Annotated in this window: 14 protein-coding genes and 2 tRNA genes; 5 read left to right on the top strand and 11 right to left on the bottom strand. The window is 40.0% G+C overall.

What is annotated here, in order from left to right; all coding sequences use genetic code 11:
* Window positions 1-84 precede the first annotated feature (84 nt).
* The 4 genes from I6J02_RS18285 to I6J02_RS18270 all read right to left on the bottom strand — a co-directional run bounded on the left by I6J02_RS18285 (window position 85) and on the right by I6J02_RS18270 (window position 2,791).
* The gene (locus tag I6J02_RS18285) at window positions 85-372 is read right to left on the bottom strand and encodes a lipoprotein (RefSeq protein ID WP_003005583.1); all 288 of its coding nucleotides are present in this window, start codon (window positions 370-372) and stop codon (window positions 85-87) included.
* An 87-nt stretch (window positions 373-459) separates the two neighbouring features.
* The gene (locus tag I6J02_RS18280; protein WP_003005586.1) at window positions 460-870 is read right to left on the bottom strand and encodes a hypothetical protein; all 411 of its coding nucleotides are present in this window, start codon (window positions 868-870) and stop codon (window positions 460-462) included.
* Between the two features lie 361 nt (window positions 871-1,231).
* Entirely contained in the window at window positions 1,232-2,533 is a 1,302-nt protein-coding gene (locus I6J02_RS18275) for a site-specific integrase (RefSeq protein WP_201679246.1), read from the bottom strand.
* A 184-nt stretch (window positions 2,534-2,717) separates the two neighbouring features.
* A tRNA-Ile gene (locus I6J02_RS18270) sits at window positions 2,718-2,791 on the bottom strand.
* 217 nt (window positions 2,792-3,008) lie between these two features.
* Between I6J02_RS18270 and I6J02_RS18265 the strand changes: the two genes are divergently transcribed.
* From I6J02_RS18265 to I6J02_RS18255, 3 genes are all read left to right on the top strand, one after another.
* A complete protein-coding gene (locus I6J02_RS18265; protein ID WP_201679245.1) occupies window positions 3,009-3,686 on the top strand; it encodes an HAD family hydrolase in 678 nt (225 codons plus the stop codon).
* Between the two features lie 119 nt (window positions 3,687-3,805).
* Window positions 3,806-3,997, top strand: coding sequence for a 30S ribosomal protein S21 (gene rpsU / locus I6J02_RS18260; RefSeq protein ID WP_002995293.1), 192 nt, complete (start codon window positions 3,806-3,808; stop codon window positions 3,995-3,997).
* A gap of 607 nt (window positions 3,998-4,604) precedes the next feature.
* Window positions 4,605-4,823, top strand: coding sequence for a hypothetical protein (locus I6J02_RS18255; RefSeq protein ID WP_201679244.1), 219 nt, complete (start codon window positions 4,605-4,607; stop codon window positions 4,821-4,823).
* Window positions 4,824-4,858: 35 nt separating this feature from the next.
* Here I6J02_RS18255 and I6J02_RS18250 read toward each other — a convergent pair.
* From I6J02_RS18250 to I6J02_RS18230, 5 genes are all read right to left on the bottom strand, one after another.
* Window positions 4,859-4,930 (bottom strand) — tRNA-Arg (locus I6J02_RS18250).
* 170 nt (window positions 4,931-5,100) lie between these two features.
* Window positions 5,101-5,739 (bottom strand): hypothetical protein, encoded by a 639-nt coding sequence (locus I6J02_RS18245; RefSeq protein WP_201679243.1) that lies wholly within the window; start codon window positions 5,737-5,739, stop codon window positions 5,101-5,103.
* Window positions 5,740-5,800: 61 nt separating this feature from the next.
* A complete protein-coding gene (locus tag I6J02_RS18240) occupies window positions 5,801-8,131 on the bottom strand; it encodes a TonB-dependent receptor (protein WP_201679242.1) in 2,331 nt (776 codons plus the stop codon).
* 234 nt (window positions 8,132-8,365) lie between these two features.
* On the bottom strand, window positions 8,366-8,689 hold the full coding sequence (locus I6J02_RS18235; RefSeq protein ID WP_236582160.1) for a hypothetical protein: 324 nt from the start codon (window positions 8,687-8,689) through the stop codon (window positions 8,366-8,368).
* A gap of 89 nt (window positions 8,690-8,778) precedes the next feature.
* The gene (locus I6J02_RS18230) at window positions 8,779-9,675 is read right to left on the bottom strand and encodes a site-specific tyrosine recombinase (protein ID WP_201679241.1); all 897 of its coding nucleotides are present in this window, start codon (window positions 9,673-9,675) and stop codon (window positions 8,779-8,781) included.
* 110 nt (window positions 9,676-9,785) lie between these two features.
* Here I6J02_RS18230 and I6J02_RS18225 point away from each other — a divergent pair, with 110 nt between their 5' ends.
* On the top strand, window positions 9,786-12,656 hold the full coding sequence (locus I6J02_RS18225) for a M16 family metallopeptidase (protein WP_201679240.1): 2,871 nt from the start codon (window positions 9,786-9,788) through the stop codon (window positions 12,654-12,656).
* Between the two features lie 72 nt (window positions 12,657-12,728).
* On the opposite strand, the gene I6J02_RS18220 is transcribed toward I6J02_RS18225, so the two are convergent.
* Window positions 12,729-13,589, bottom strand: coding sequence for an RNA polymerase sigma factor RpoD/SigA (locus I6J02_RS18220; protein WP_002995274.1), 861 nt, complete (start codon window positions 13,587-13,589; stop codon window positions 12,729-12,731).
* 397 nt (window positions 13,590-13,986) lie between these two features.
* Between I6J02_RS18220 and I6J02_RS18215 the strand changes: the two genes are divergently transcribed.
* Window positions 13,987-14,226 (top strand): helix-turn-helix domain-containing protein, encoded by a 240-nt coding sequence (locus I6J02_RS18215; RefSeq protein ID WP_201679239.1) that lies wholly within the window; start codon window positions 13,987-13,989, stop codon window positions 14,224-14,226.
* Here the strand turns inward: I6J02_RS18215 and fmt are convergent.
* Window positions 14,197-15,123 (bottom strand): methionyl-tRNA formyltransferase, encoded by a 927-nt coding sequence (gene fmt, locus I6J02_RS18210; RefSeq protein WP_201679238.1) that lies wholly within the window; start codon window positions 15,121-15,123, stop codon window positions 14,197-14,199. The two genes, I6J02_RS18215 and fmt, sit on opposite strands and share 30 nt — an antisense overlap.
* Window positions 15,124-15,127 lie beyond the last annotated feature (4 nt).

The raw sequence follows: 15,127 nt of genomic DNA, 5'->3' as shown, positions 1-15,127 counted from the left end.
GAACTGCTTATAAGAATGCACACACCTATATTATAGCGATGGAATGCCATAATATAAGTGGTAGAAGAATGTTCCGGGGATTAATTAATGTTTATGCCCGTGAGCTTTGTCAATACTATCCTGATTTACAGCAGGTGCATCATGGGAGTGTCCATGAGCCTTATCCGCACTATCCTTATTAACAGCAGGGGTTTGATTGTCTGCCGGGTCGTGGGAATGTCCATGAGCCTTATCAATACTATCCTGATTAATCGCAGGAGCGGTTGAAGATGGTGCTGAACTGGAATTGTTGTCAGTCGAAGACTTTTCGCTGTTATTGCAAGCTGTAAGAGTAAGGGCAGCGAATGCTGCTATTATGAATGATTTTTTCATCGTTTTAAAAATTTGATTGTAAAAAAGAAATTATTTGCCCTGTGATATCAAGAGCAAAAGTCAAATTTTAACTTTCGAGGATGAAAGTTAAGCAACGATGATAAAGGGAGGACCTCGGAGGGAATATGCGCCGTAGAGCGGTGATTGGTAAACTGTATGCCTATCCGGTGGAAAGGTATGTCTTTGATAGATGACAATATATGCAACCGGAGCCTTGAAATCGGCAGGCAATGCCTTTATTGATTTTTCTGCATCTTTGGAAACTACAATTTTAGTGGCATCAGCAGTGGTAAATGCTGCATGTTCACCAGTGTGCATAAAACCCGAAAACGCAATCTCCAAAGGAGTTTCCTTACTGTTTTTATGATGATTATCATTGTCTTTATGATGTCCATCATTGACAATATCGGTGTGATGGTGGTGCGATACAATGCCATGACCCAGAATAACAATTTGGGCAACTATTAAAAATAATATGGCAGAGTACTTACGCAACATTACAGCAAAGATATAAAAAGTTCGGAAAAGATAATTATAGAAATTATAAAGTATTGGAAGAATGGTGGCTTAAAATCTTTATTTCCTTTACATTCTTAACGCTTAATTTGATTCCAAACAAATCCTTTCATCGTCGTCTCGGCTTTGTTGTCGTCCATAAAAAGATCAACCATACACCAAAAGCCACCCCAAATCCAATCCACGGTGTTTTCATAGACAAAGCAGCAAAGAAGCCTATCGTTGCAATGATGCAGGTAATAAAAAACCAAATTACATTTTTCATAATCAATCAAATTTACAATTTTAAAATATTACAAAGAATTACATGAGGAGTTAACCTCATGTAATCCGGTTATTATAATTAAGCGGCGATGCTTTCCGTTTCGTCCATTGCTTGTATTTTCTTCATCACCTTGATTTCGACTTTTCTTAGCTGTGCAATGACTTTGCGTTGTACGTCATCCACAATCTTCCAGTCTTTGGCAATATAAATATCCGTCGTACGGTTGCCCTCGTCGACATGGTTGAGCGCAAGAGCCACATCGTCCTTGCTCATTCGGCAATCGTTACGAGCCGTATTCGCAAAAGTGTGCCTTGCCCAATATAAAGTGAGTTCGGGTATTCCCGTCAACTTACGCAATTGCTCCATGCCTTTTGACAATGCCCAATTAAGGCAATTGGCACTTGAATAACGCTCACGCAATTTTCCTAAATATTTCTCCAATAAAGGTTTTGCCTCGTCAACAATCTTGATACTGATAAAGGCATTGTCTTTGCGTTTACCCTCCGTCTTGGAGCGATTATAATCTACACGACCGTTCCTAATATCACGTTCTGTTATTTGATAAAGGTCTACAGCATTCATTCCGCAGAGGTAGAACGAAAGCATATAAAGTTCTTTGGCCAATTCTGCACGGCTTCCGGGTTTAGTGACACAATCCCGAATAATCAACACCTGTTCAAGTGTATTATTCCTTTTCTTAGTGAGGGGCGGGGAACCAACCTTATATTTCTTGAATGGATAGTGCTTGATACGGTATATTCCGAGGTCTTCGTTATTATAAAGTTCTCGTGCAGCATTGAATAATGTCCGTAAGTCGCGCATGTGATTATGTAATCCACTATCCGATAAACCTTTTTCGGTGGTAACTACTGGCTTATTGTCTTGATTGTAGCGTGTCATTGTTCGCTCGGATCGTAGATAACGCTCGTAGGCCATTAGCATATTGGAGTTGATCTCCTTAATGGAAACGGATGGCCGTTTAAAATAATCGACAAGGCTGTTACGGATTACTGCTTGATTTTTGGCCGATCCACCGCGTCCCTCTTTTTTTAGGCGTTCGATGTGTTGAGTACAAAACTTAATGAAGTCGATGTCCTCGTCCTTATCACGCAAGTAATCTCGCAGTGATGTAGCTGTAAAATAATCAAGTCGGTCGTCGAGGTCGCTTATCATCTTCCGATAATCTCTTAGCTGTTGTTCGACCTTGTCTGCAATAAAAGGATCTTTGACTTTAAAATCCTTTGTCAGTTGCTTCTTGACAACAAAGTGATTGGTGTCAATAAACTTTCTTTCACTTTTGTGATGGACACAAATTTTTACATTGTAAGTTCCATCTGCTTTCTTGTGGTGTTCATAAACCTTTGCGCTTACGGTTGCCATAATTTTTTCAATTAGCACGCAAAAATTTCCGTTACCTATTTGTTACGGTTTTGCGTGAAGTTCAACAAAAAACTATGTAAAACCAGCCATAGGGGCGATTTACCCGTGACCGTCTCGCCGAAGAAATCGGCTCAAAGAAATGAAAAAAAAACCGCTTCAAAATTTCTTCTGAAACGGCTTTTTGTGCGCCCAGCTGGGCTCGAACCAGCGACCAAGAGATTATGAGTCTCCTACTCTAACCAACTGAGCTATAGGCGCTTATGTTGTTTTACCTGTCGTCAAACAGGTAATTTTTTTAAACTTGTTGAGTTTTTTCAAACTCTAACTTTTCAATGTCAATCAGAACACTTTTTTTACTATGTAATCCTGACTTTCAACGCCTTAACCAGTTAGATTATGAGTCTTCTACTCTAACCGACTGAGCTATAGGCGCGGTTTTTTTGTTGTCTTTTCAGCGGTTATTTCTGTTTTGACGATGCAATTATCGATATTTGTAACGATAAATCAAAATTTTTGTATGCAAAAAGTTAAAAATATTATTCTTGATTATGGCAATGTGATCTTTATGATCGACTTTATGAGAGCACAGGAAGCCTTTACTGCGCTGGGTATCAAAAATGTAGATCAATTTTTTGCGCACAAAGGCCATGCACCACTTTTTGATGCCTTTGAGAAGGGAGAAATCACAGCCGAAGCCTTTAGACAGGGAATTCGTGATACCGCAGATGTTCCTCACCTCAGTGATGAGCAAATCGATGCTGCCTGGAATGCATTGCTGATTGGTGTACCGGAGGGAAATCATGAACTTCTATTGGAGCTGAAAGGGAAGTATCGTTTGTTTCTGTTGAGCAATAATAATGAGATCCATTATCAATGGATATTGGATTATCTGAAACGGGAATATCAACTGGAAGATAATACTTCATTTTTTGAGAAGGATTATTATTCCCATCTGATGAAAATGCGAAAACCCAATGCTGATATCTTCGAATATGTATTGAATACACATGATCTCAAGCCGGAAGAAACTGTTTTTATAGACGATAGTCCTCAACACCTCGATACTGCTGCAAAATTAGGTCTTCAAACATTTTTGCTAACCAAGCCTGATACATTATCAGCTTTACTGAAACGTGAAAAATTAATAGACTGATCCGTGAGCAGGAAGAATCAAAAATATATTTGAATTAAATTCGTTTATTGCAGAATAACTTCCTATCTTTGTGACCACAAAAAAAATTAAAGAGCTACGAAAGGAGGTATATAGAAAGCATGATCATTGTAAATGTAAAAGAAGGAGAGTCATTGGATAGAGCGTTAAAACGTTTCAAGAAGAAATTCGAGAAAACAGGTGTTTTAAGAGAACTTCGCTCACGCCAGGCTTTTGAGAAAAAATCTGTTACCCGTCGTATTCAGGTTAAAAAAGCAATCTACAAACAATCTTTAAATCAGGAAACTGTTTAATTATTGTTTCGACATAAAAAAGGTTATCCCCACAAAGGATAACCTTTTTTTGTTTTAGGGCTATTATTTCTATTCTGATGAGGCTAAAGTTCTGGTCAGGACCTAAGCTTAAAATAGGGAAGTAGACGGGCTTTATATAGGTTTGTATTTCTTTTATTATTCAGGATTTCTGACTACTTCATCGGGTTCTCAGCACTTGTCTGATAGGGTTGTGGAAAGTATATTATTTAAGCATCCATTACCAAAAGCTAATTTATGAACCATTACCTTATTCTATCTTTGATCTTATGTCTTTGGTTAACCGGCTGCGATCCTGGAGCTGATTACAGAAGTTTACCAAAAGTAACAGAGGCAGCCTTACTTCCAGCTTCGTGGATTGCTTCATATCCGACATCAGGAGGCTACGAATCTTGGGTATCGGAGATTATAACAGCCCGTTATTTCTGAATGCCATGAACGATGGAGATCGTGTAAAACTCCGCATTATCTCATCCGGATGCTTTCAATACAGCATTTATGAGATTGGTATCATAAAAACAAAGCCGCATATCAAGTACTATACGGAAAGAATATAAAGAATCTGACTCTAAGCCAATGGCGGAGTTTGATGAAATTTGAACGGGAACTAAGTCTTCGGAAAAACAATACAGGTAACTGCACAAATATTGACACCTATATCTTATCCGCTAAAGGGAGAGAATTCACTATAAAAGATTCCTCATGTCGTTGGAGTGGGAAACAAAACTTGCTGGAAGCATTACAACTAAGTTCAGAACAAATTGAGGTGACCGGACCGAGACCGAAGCTAATGATGAAAAGAAATTAAAAAAAGAAAGCCCCAACAATAGTTGAAGCTTTAAGTGTTCCCGGAGGGAGTCGAACCCACATCGACAGAACCGGAATCTGTAATTCTATCCATTAAACTACGGGAACAATTCGCAAGCGAAGATAATGAAGTTTGGATTAATATCTATATTTTTTTTAACATTTTAAAAGAGGTTCATCAGCTGTGAAAAACAGCTTGATGAACCTCCTGAGTGATAATCCTGTTATGTGATTACCTAACCCTTACAGATCAGGCATTTGCCTGAATGTATATGATTCTAGTGACCGTGGTCACCTGCATGTATAAGATGTAAATTTACTTTCAGGTCCAGATCATTCTCACCTGAGAATTTAGTGAAATTCACATTATTCCAGTCAGCAGCTGTAATACCAGCCTTTGCACCAGGGTTAAGATGACGCAATACATAGCGGAATGTAAATGAATCAGATGTTTTCAACACCGTAAGATATCCGGTAACACCAACATTCACTTTGGTATTGTCTGCTTTACGATCCGCATATACGTATTCTAATGTTCCTGCCGGTGCTCCCAGTAAGAAAACCTGATGGATATCATCTCTGTCCACAAAAGTTTGCTGTGTTTCGCGACCTGCAAAATCTTTAGCGACCATACTCAAACGGTATGTTTTACCTTCTTCCAGATCCAGATGTGCTCCTACAGGTGGCAGTAGTGGATTACCACTGAAAGAGACAGTCTCTGTTTCAGCTCCCGTAATATCATTATAATGATAGTGATCCCCGTGTGCTTCGCGCTCTACTTCCGTAAAGGTTAACGTCACGCCACCCACCTCTTCCTGATCATCCTCAGGAACCGGATCATCCTTAGAACAAGATTGAAGGGCTACAAAAGATGCAGAGAAAAGTAGTACGAGTAGATAATGATTAAGTTTTTTCATGTTGTTAAATGTTTATTTAATAAAAAGTCAGCACTTGTACGGAATGATTCAGACAAGTGTATTAAAATTGATAAGCTATACGGAAAGAGATATTCCGGCCCGCTCTGTGGGCATAGTACCGGAAGGTATCCATATAATCCTTGTATAACTTATTCATCAGGTTTTCTGCAGAAAGCGTGAGGTGCAGCTGTTGTTTTCCAATAGCCCAACTTGCGCCTGTGTACAGATCCACCAGGTGATAGGCAGGGGGAGGAGCAACATAATCCATGTCTGCTTCAAAACGATCCTGCCGGGCCACATACCGGTGGCTTAATTTAACATACGGTTTTTGCGCCCATTTTGCGGATGCCAGATTCCATTGTATACTTTGTGTAACTCTGTCCGAGGGAATAAACTGAAGGTAAGTTTTCAAAGAAGTATTTTTAGCCCTCACGGCAGAAAATGCCAGATCATATTGCCAGTAATCAGAGATATGATAAGACCCTTTGATGTCCAGCCCGTAGAAAAAGGCATTATGCTGCTGATAACTATACACCGGGAAAGTGCCACGTATAGTTTGTCTCACAGAGTCCGGGTTAGGTACAGCATAAATGTAATCGTAGATATATTGCGCATAGATATCCATATTGAAATCTATTTTACCCGGATTATAAAGCAGGCTATTGACCCATTTTACTCCTTTTTCACTTTTCATGTCCGGATTACCGACTTCATAAATACCGCTTCCATGATGCAGGCCATCGCTGTACAATTCATTTGCTGAAGGCGCTCTCCATGCCAGACCTATATTACTCTTCCAGTTGAGGGCAGGTGTAATATGGTATAACAGTCCCGCTGTTCCCGAAACGTTGTGAAATGTCCGTGTACCGGAATACAACTTTTGATTGATAGTCCCGTCATCATTCGGATTCGGGTAGTCATAACGGTAACCTGCCGCATCAAAGTAGCGGTAATCATAACGCAGTCCAACTTCAAAATGATAAGAATTGTGATGAAACTGTGTAAGTCCGAATACACCAAAGCTATGATTGTCATAATTTGGAATAATCGGTGTAGTACCTGTGCCCGGCTTATTGTTGTTGATCTGTATAACTCCGTTAAGACCAAACTGAACAGCAGGTGTGCGGTACAGTACATCCAGTGACTGGGTAGTGAGGGACATATCTGCCATAGGCAAATCATCAGCTTCCACACGACGCAGATCGTATTCCCTGCGGTGATTGCGCTGATAACCATATTGCACCTCCATTGTACCCGAAGCAGACAATTGTTGCTGCCATTTCACTTTTGCCAGATCATGAGTCACCTGTTGACGCGGAGCTTCTATAGTATAAGAAAAATCATACTGATCAAGTGGTCTTCCGTTTTCGATAATGGTATAAATATCTTCACGTGTTCCGACATGGGCTCCGCGAAATATTCCCAGATTGGTTCCGAACCGACTGAAATAGGTCTCGATATGTCCGGACTTCAGGCGATATTGCAACTGACCGGAAAAATTAAGTTCTTCCACACCAGTATTGCCTAGATAGTACGATCCTGTGCGTATGTTCCCCAGTTTCTTTCCTGATGCCTGTACACGCCAGGCCAGATCAGGAAGCACTTTTGTATTTCCTTCCAGCATTGCCGAAGTGGTACCTCCGCGTCCGTTGCTTTCGCCTACGAGATCCAGTCGGCCGCCGATCACTTTATCGTAATGAAGTTCAGCAGGAGTAGTTACGACTACACCACCCAAAGCATCAGCACCATAACGTACAGCCTGCGCTCCTTTAATCACTTCGATCTTATCAGCTGTAAACGGATCGATCTCCGGAGCATGCTCTGATCCCCATTGTTGCCCTTCCTGTCTTATTCCGTTGTTCAGCACAAGTATCCTGTTGCTGTGCAGCCCGTTGATGACCGGCTTCACGATTGAACTCCCTGTACTAAGCGTAGTCACACCGGCAATCCTGCTCAATGCATCACCTAAAAGCTTTCCTTTTGTTTCAGAAAGATCCTGAGCCGAAAGACGGTGTTTGCTCCCTGAAAGCGCTGTATTAGAAACTCCAACCACTTCTACATCATCCAGATGAATATTAGAAGGATGGAGTGTGAAATTCTGAGATTTATCTTTAGATAAGACAATCTGATCAGATTGCAGGGCATCATATCCTACAGAACTGATATGCAGGGTGTACGTACCTGCACAGACAGCAGACAAGCGATAATAACCTTTGGCATCCGTCATTACAGATTTGCCGGAAGGCTGAAGCATAACCGTTGCATTGGCAACAGGAAGTTTGGTAGTTGCAGATTGAATCTGCCCTGTCCATACATACGGACAGGAAGACTGGGCAAAGGACAGCGAATAAGCTGTGCACAATAGTAATATAGCGATTACTCTTTTAATCATTTAAAGTTGAATCAATAACAATGAGCATACACATTTGCCTCGTGCAGGTCACAGCGTAACAAAATGAATCTGTCGGATACATCTACGCTACAGACTGCAACCTGTCAGGCTAGCTGTGTGATGATATTCTTGAATGTGGCGGCAAATACTATCTAAAAGCATTTCTTAAAAGAAAATCCTGTTAAAGAATTCACAGACAGATTTATCCGCAAAAAGTATGTTAAAAGGGGGTGTCTAACAAGGAGGATCCTTATTGGATTTAAGTGCATCAAAGCCTTTAGGGATCTTAAATGCTAACTCATCCTGAAGCAGTCTGTTGACAATCTGCTCAGGAGCAGATAACATCAACTCGGGAGACAGCGGTAAGACTGTACGATCTGTATGTATAATATGACAGATAGCACATTCTGTGGCCGAGTCCTTAGCCGGGGAAGAATTATTACCCGATGTATGTAAAGGATGATGATGTGTGTGGGTATATTGTACAGAATAGAAAAATGCAAGCAACAACGCTGCTAAAAGCGTGCAATATTGGGTTATGTACTTGCGACTATTCAATATAATTCTGTTTTTCAGTATGCAAAAATACATCAAATACAACTAGGTTGCAAGTTTAATTAAACAATGTTGCATTTGTTTTATTTATTTTACGATCTGGGATGATATTGCGTGATGACAGCATGCAGATAATCCCGGTCAATATGCGTATAGATTTCTGTCGTAGTGATGCTTTCATGCCCCAGCATATCCTGTACTGCCCGGAGGTCAGCGCCACCTTCTACGAGATGAGAAGCAAAACTGTGCCTGAATGTATGAGGACTGATTTCTTTCTGAAGACCTACTTTTGCTGCCAGATCTTTGATAATTAAAAATATCATAACTCTGGAAAGTGAGGTTCCGCGTTTATTGAGGAAAACATAATCTTCAAATCCGGATTTTACAGGCTGATGTACCCGTATTTCATTCAAATAAATATTCAGGTACTTTATAGCGTGCTGTCCGATAGGAATTAATCGCTCTTTATTTCCTTTTCCTTCTACCTTAATAAAATCTACCTCCAGAAAGAGGTTAGATATCCGCAGGTTCACTAATTCAGAAACCCGAAGTCCGCAACCGTATAATATTTCAAGGATCGCCTTGTTACGCATACCGTCTGCAGTACTCAGATCCAGCGCAGCAATGAGTTGGTCAATTTCTTCTATATTAAGCACTACAGGAATCTTCCGGCTCAATCGGGGAGACTGAATCAGTTCTGCAGGATTTTTGGTTATGAGTCCTTCCAGTTGAAGATATCCGAAAAAAGCTTTCAGTCCCGAAATAAGACGGGATTGGGTATAAGGAGAAATATTAAACGTATTATTCAGCCAGACGAGAAACTCCTGTAAATGATGAACAGACAATTGGTTTACGGTAAGCTGTTGATCGGTGCAGTATACTTCCAGCTTGGAGATATCATTCAGATATGCTTCAATAGAGTGGGGAGCAAGACCTCTCTCCAGTTGTAAATAACGTTTAAAATCTTTCTTGTTGATTTCCCATTCCATATTTTGTACAATAGTAAATAAAATCTCTTAATAATATTAGATTGATAAAGAAAATATATTAACTTCACAGCGAACTTTACATAACTTAATTTAGTTACACTACTAGTATTATGAGATTATTAAAACCTATGGCTCTGGCATTTCTATTGCCGGCGACTTTTTCATTGGCGCACGCCAATACGCATTCCCCTACCAACATTCATCAGGAAGCACGTCAGATCTTAGCAAGCGACAGTATATCCTGGAATACAAAACTGCCTTTGGATAATGAAGTCCTTACAGGTAAGTTGAAAAACGGATTTCAGTATTTTATTCGCAAAAATACGGAACCGGAGAAAAGAGTAGTCATGTATCTGGCAAACAAAGTAGGCTCTGTGCTGGAGTCAGAAGAACAATTGGGATTGGCTCATTTTCTGGAGCATATGAATTTTAATGGATTAAAGCATTTTCCAAAGAATGCATTAGTTGATTATCTGCAGAAAGCAGGAGTTCGTTTTGGAAGTGACCTCAATGCATACACCAGCTTTGACGAAACTATATATCAGCTTCCTATTCCTTCTGATGATCCTGAATTGTTGAAAAACGGATTACAGGTCATGAGAGACTGGGCGCAGGATGCATTATTGACCACAGAAGAGATAGACAAAGAGCGCGGCATCGTACTGGAAGAAATGCGTGGCGGAAAAGGAGCACAACAACGTATGCGCGATCAGTATCTTCCGCTTTTGCTCAACAATTCACATTATGCCAACCGTCTTCCTATCGGAACGGAAAAAAGCATTTCTACCTTCAATCCGGATGTGTTACGCCAATTCCATAAAGACTGGTACAGACCAGACCTGCAGTCAATCATTATTGTAGGGGACATCGATGTTAAGCAAATGGAAGCAGAGGTAATCAGATTATTTTCTGATCTGAAATCTCCTGCAAAACCAAGACCTAATGTAAAATATAAAGTAGATCTGGCTAATAAAAACCAGTTTATGGCTGTAACCGATCCTGAAATGTCGTATACAGTTGGTCAGATTATTATTAAACATCCGGAAGAAAAAACGGAAACAGTTGGAGACTACCGCAGAGCATTGCTTAAATCAGTCTATAATGGTATGATCAATGCACGTATGAGTGAAATACTGCAACAATCTAATCCGCCATTTATTCAGGCCGGAGGTGGCGTTGAAGAATTCCTCGGAGGACTGGATAATCTGGGCTTATACTTTGTAGCTAAGCCGGGAGAATTTGAAAGCGGATTCAAAACATTGGTTCGGGAGATGGATCGAATTCAGAAATTCGGGTTTACACAAACTGAATTTGACCGTGTCATTTCTTCTATCCGTAAGAATAACGAAACAGCATATACCGAGCGTGACAAGAAGAAATCAGAAAGTTATGTGCAGGGATATATGAATTATTTTCTGGAAAAAGATCCTGCCTTAAGCAATGAATATCGTTATCAGCTCACTAATCAGCTTTTGCCTTCTCTGACCCTGAAAGAGGTTGAGCAGATCGGTCAAAAGTATTATGTAGACAATAACCGGGATGTACTGATCCTTGCACCTGATAATCAAAAAGCAAACCTGCCTGACGAAGCAAAGATCAACACCTGGTTTGCAGAAGTTGACAAAGAAGAAATTACAGCTTACGAAGACAAAGTTTCCAAGTTACCTTTACTGGCGAAACAACCTGTAAAAGGAAGTATCGTGAAGGAAGGCACTGCCAATGCCATAGGCGTAAAAGAGCTGGTGTTGAGCAATGGCGTAAAAGTGTTACTTAAGCCTACGACATTCAAAAATGATGAAATTCTGATTTCCGCTTTCAGTCCCGGAGGAACGTCCCTGTATACAGATGCCGATTACAACTCCGCTTCTAATGCTGCCGGACTAGTTGATGCCAGTGGTGTCGGACAATTGAATAATGTAGAATTACAAAAATACCTTACCGGCAAACGTGTAGGTATCACACCTTATATCAGTGAACGATCTGAAGGATTCAGCGGACAGTCTGACAAAGAAGGTTTGAAAACAATGTTTGAGTTATTGTATGGCTACTTCACCGAGCCAAGATTAGATGATGATGTTTTCCAGAGCAACATTACCAAATCTCTTTCCTCTATTGCAAATATGGAAAATGATCCAAGTTTTGTCTTTAGAAAAAGTGTATTCAGCACATTATACGGAAATAATGTTCGTCGACAACCAGCTTCAAAAGAATCTATACAGCAGATCAATAAGGACAGAGCACTGGAAATCTACAAAGACCGCTTTGCGGACGCTTCCGATTTCACCTTTACTATTGTAGGTTCATTTACGGAAGAAGAGATCAAGCCGCTTCTGGAAGAGTACATCGCTGCATTACCGGCTAAAAACCGTCAGGAGAAAGCAAAAGATCTGGGTATTCAGGAGCCGGCAAAAGGTGTCGAAACTGTTGTGAATAAAGGTAAAGAGCAAAAAGCTACTGTACAATTAGCATATTACGGAGATTATACTTACTCAGAGCAGGAAAATATAAATCTGGATGCACTGGAAAGTATTCTTAATATCACGCTGATCGAGCGCCTTCGTGAAGAGGAAAGCGGCGTATACGGAGTAGGAGCAGGAGCCAATTACCGTAAATTTCCAAAACCAAGATACAGCTTCAGTATCGGCTTTGGATCTGCAGTAGATAAAGCACAACCCCTGATTGCTTCTACACTGGATGAGATCAACAAGATTAAGAAAAACGGACCTACGAAAGTTGATCTGGAAAAATTTGTGATTGAACAAAAACGTCAGTTAGAGGTGCAGTTGCGCGAAAATGGTTTCTGGCTGGGACATATTGTCAATTCAGCTCAGAATCAGGAAGACGCTACGCATATCCTGAAATACATGGACGACCTCAATAAGGTGACGGTTGAATCTGTAAAGGCTGTAGCAGATAAATATCTGAAAGAAGATCGTTTATTCAGGTTTATTCTGATGCCGGATCAGGTTACTGCCAAATAAAGGGTAGTACCGAAAAGCAAAAAGCTCAACCGATAACGGTTGAGCTTTTTTTGATAATACTATATTAGATTATTAACCTAAATATGATTTCAAAATTTTGCTTCGTGAAGTGTGACGTAAGCGCTGTAACGCTTTGTCCTTGATTTGACGAACACGCTCCCGAGTTAGATTAAATTTTTCGCCGATCTCTTCCAGAGATAATTGATGATTAGAACCTAATCCGAAGAAAAGAACTATAATTTCGCGTTCTCTTTCTGTCAATGTTGCTAAAGAACGCTTAATTTCCTCTGACAGGGACTCATCGATCAGTGAGCTGTCTGTGTCCGGATCATGATTTTCCAGTACGTCTAACAGGGTGTTTTCTTCCCCTTGCACAAAAGGTGCGTCCATGGATACATGTCTTCCGGAATTACTCAACGTGTCAGATACCTTGTCTACTGTTGTTTCGAGGATATCAGCTAATTCTTCAGGAGATGGTTCACGCTCGTATTCCTGCTCCAGTTTGGAGAAAGCCTTGCTGATCTTGCTTAAAGAACCAACCTGGTTTAAAGGTAAACGAACGATACGGGATTGCTCGGCGATAGCTTGTAAGATCGACTGACGAATCCACCATACAGCATACGAAATAAATTTAAATCCCTTGGTTTCGTCAAAACGTTTAGCTGCTTTAATAAGTCCGAGGTTACCTTCATTGATTAAATCTCCTAAGGTCAAACCTTGATTCTGATACTGTTTTGCAACGGAAACTACGAAACGTAAATTTGTTTTCGTTAATTTTTCCAAAGCGACCTGATCGCCCTCACGTATACGTTGAGCAAGGATCACTTCTTCTTCTGCGGTGATTAAGTCTACTTTACCAATCTCGTGAAGGTATTTGTCTAATGACTGTGATTCACGGTTGGTAATCGATTGTGTAATTTTGAGCTGTCTCATTGAATATTATAATACCTTTCTGGCTGAAATGTTTGCAAAAATACAAAAAAAATGCTTAAAAACATGAGTTAAATGTAAATTATCTACTCATTATTAGTTAGTTATGACATAGTGCGAGATCATTTTATAGCATCAAAAACTGTTCCAGTATTATACAAATAATCTATACTTCACAGTTTGAGTATTCGATATAATTTATATTTTTATATAAAAAGCTGATAAACAAACAATTAATAATTACTTAAATATTTGTTAAAAAGCAATAACTAATCTCCCTAACTGACAAAATACAATTTTTAAATTCCTGTCAATTACCAAACAATTTTTTATAAAAGTTGTTTTAAAAAAGTAAATTGAACCAAAATTGTTAATCATCCCCTATAATACATCATTACATATGCCTATTATTATACATCTGGATGACATAATGTCCCAACGAAAAGTATCACTCAGCGAGCTGAGTAATATGGTCGGTATAACCCTTTCCAACCTCTCTATAATTAAGAATGGAAAATGCCGGGCTATCCGTCTTCATACACTTTCAGCGATATGCAAAGCGCTCGATTGTCAGCCTGGAGATATTCTTGAATATACTGATCAGCCTGTATCAGCTGGAGGCAAAGCGGTAGCCACGTAAAAACTCATCGGTCAACATACGTTTCTTACCCTCAATCTGCAGGGCTTTCAGATGGATGTATCCGTCCTGAGTAGCGTATTTAAGATAAGTTTTTCCATCTGTCACATACTGACCTGCCTGAATGTCAGGCATCGTGATTTCTTTTTCTACTTCGTATATCTTGAGAACTTTCCCATCCAGATAGGTGAAAGCAGCAGGATAGGGACTCAGACCTCTTATAAGGTTGAACACCGTAGTGGTACTATTGTCCCAATTAATCAGACAATCTTCTTTAAATATCTTTGGTGCATGTTTAAGTGCTGAGCCTTCGATCAGTGTATCCTGTGGAATAGGGGTAAGGGAACCCGATTTCATAGCCTGAATCGTTTGTAACAAGACTTCTGCTCCTTTATGCATCAGTTTGTCATGAATTGTACCGGCATTATCACTTTCTGTTATAGGAACTTCTCCTTTGAAAAGAATATTTCCGGTGTCTATTTCGTGCTGAAGTAAGAAAGTTGTTACGCCCGTTTTATCTTCTCCATTAATGATAGCATGATTGATAGGTGCTGCACCCCGGTATTGAGGAAGGAGAGAACCGTGAACATTGATTGTTCCTTTTGCAGGCATATCCCACACCAGTTCCGGCAGCATACGGAAAGCTACCACGACTTGCAGATCAGCATTGAATTCTTTTAATTGCTTCAGAAATTCGGGATCCTTTAAACGGACCGGCTGTAATACCGGTATCTGATGTTCTACTGCAAATTTTTTGACAGCAGACTCATGAAGCTTCTGACCTCGGCCAGCGGGTTTATCGGGGACGGTCACTACCGCTACAACATTTTCACCCGAGTCCAGTAAAGCTTTTAATGAAGCTACTGCAAAATCCGGAGTTCCCATAAAAATGATACGCATCTCT

The sequence above is a fragment of the Sphingobacterium spiritivorum genome (genome assembly GCF_016725325.1).
In the GTDB taxonomy this organism is placed as follows: domain Bacteria; phylum Bacteroidota; class Bacteroidia; order Sphingobacteriales; family Sphingobacteriaceae; genus Sphingobacterium.
The sequence above is the reverse complement of the archived record's forward strand: the minus strand, read 5'-3'. Positions and strand labels throughout refer to the sequence as shown.

Excerpts from the sequence above, each read along its gene's own strand:
- I6J02_RS18285 (WP_003005583.1), bottom strand. The coding sequence starts at position 372 with ATGAAAAAATCATTCATAATAGCAGCATTCGCTGCCCTTACTCTTACA.
- I6J02_RS18280 (WP_003005586.1), bottom strand. The coding sequence starts at position 870 with ATGTTGCGTAAGTACTCTGCCATATTATTTTTAATAGTTGCCCAAATT.
- I6J02_RS18275 (WP_201679246.1), bottom strand. The coding sequence starts at position 2,533 with ATGGCAACCGTAAGCGCAAAGGTTTATGAACACCACAAGAAAGCAGAT.
- I6J02_RS18265 (WP_201679245.1), top strand. The coding sequence starts at position 3,009 with ATGCAATTATCGATATTTGTAACGATAAATCAAAATTTTTGTATGCAA.
- rpsU (WP_002995293.1), top strand. The coding sequence starts at position 3,806 with ATGATCATTGTAAATGTAAAAGAAGGAGAGTCATTGGATAGAGCGTTA.
- I6J02_RS18255 (WP_201679244.1), top strand. The coding sequence starts at position 4,605 with ATGAAATTTGAACGGGAACTAAGTCTTCGGAAAAACAATACAGGTAAC.
- I6J02_RS18245 (WP_201679243.1), bottom strand. The coding sequence starts at position 5,739 with ATGAAAAAACTTAATCATTATCTACTCGTACTACTTTTCTCTGCATCT.
- I6J02_RS18240 (WP_201679242.1), bottom strand. The coding sequence starts at position 8,131 with ATGATTAAAAGAGTAATCGCTATATTACTATTGTGCACAGCTTATTCG.
- I6J02_RS18230 (WP_201679241.1), bottom strand. The coding sequence starts at position 9,675 with ATGGAATGGGAAATCAACAAGAAAGATTTTAAACGTTATTTACAACTG.
- I6J02_RS18225 (WP_201679240.1), top strand. The coding sequence starts at position 9,786 with ATGAGATTATTAAAACCTATGGCTCTGGCATTTCTATTGCCGGCGACT.
- I6J02_RS18220 (WP_002995274.1), bottom strand. The coding sequence starts at position 13,589 with ATGAGACAGCTCAAAATTACACAATCGATTACCAACCGTGAATCACAG.
- I6J02_RS18215 (WP_201679239.1), top strand. The coding sequence starts at position 13,987 with ATGCCTATTATTATACATCTGGATGACATAATGTCCCAACGAAAAGTA.
- fmt (WP_201679238.1), bottom strand. The coding sequence starts at position 15,123 with ATGCGTATCATTTTTATGGGAACTCCGGATTTTGCAGTAGCTTCATTA.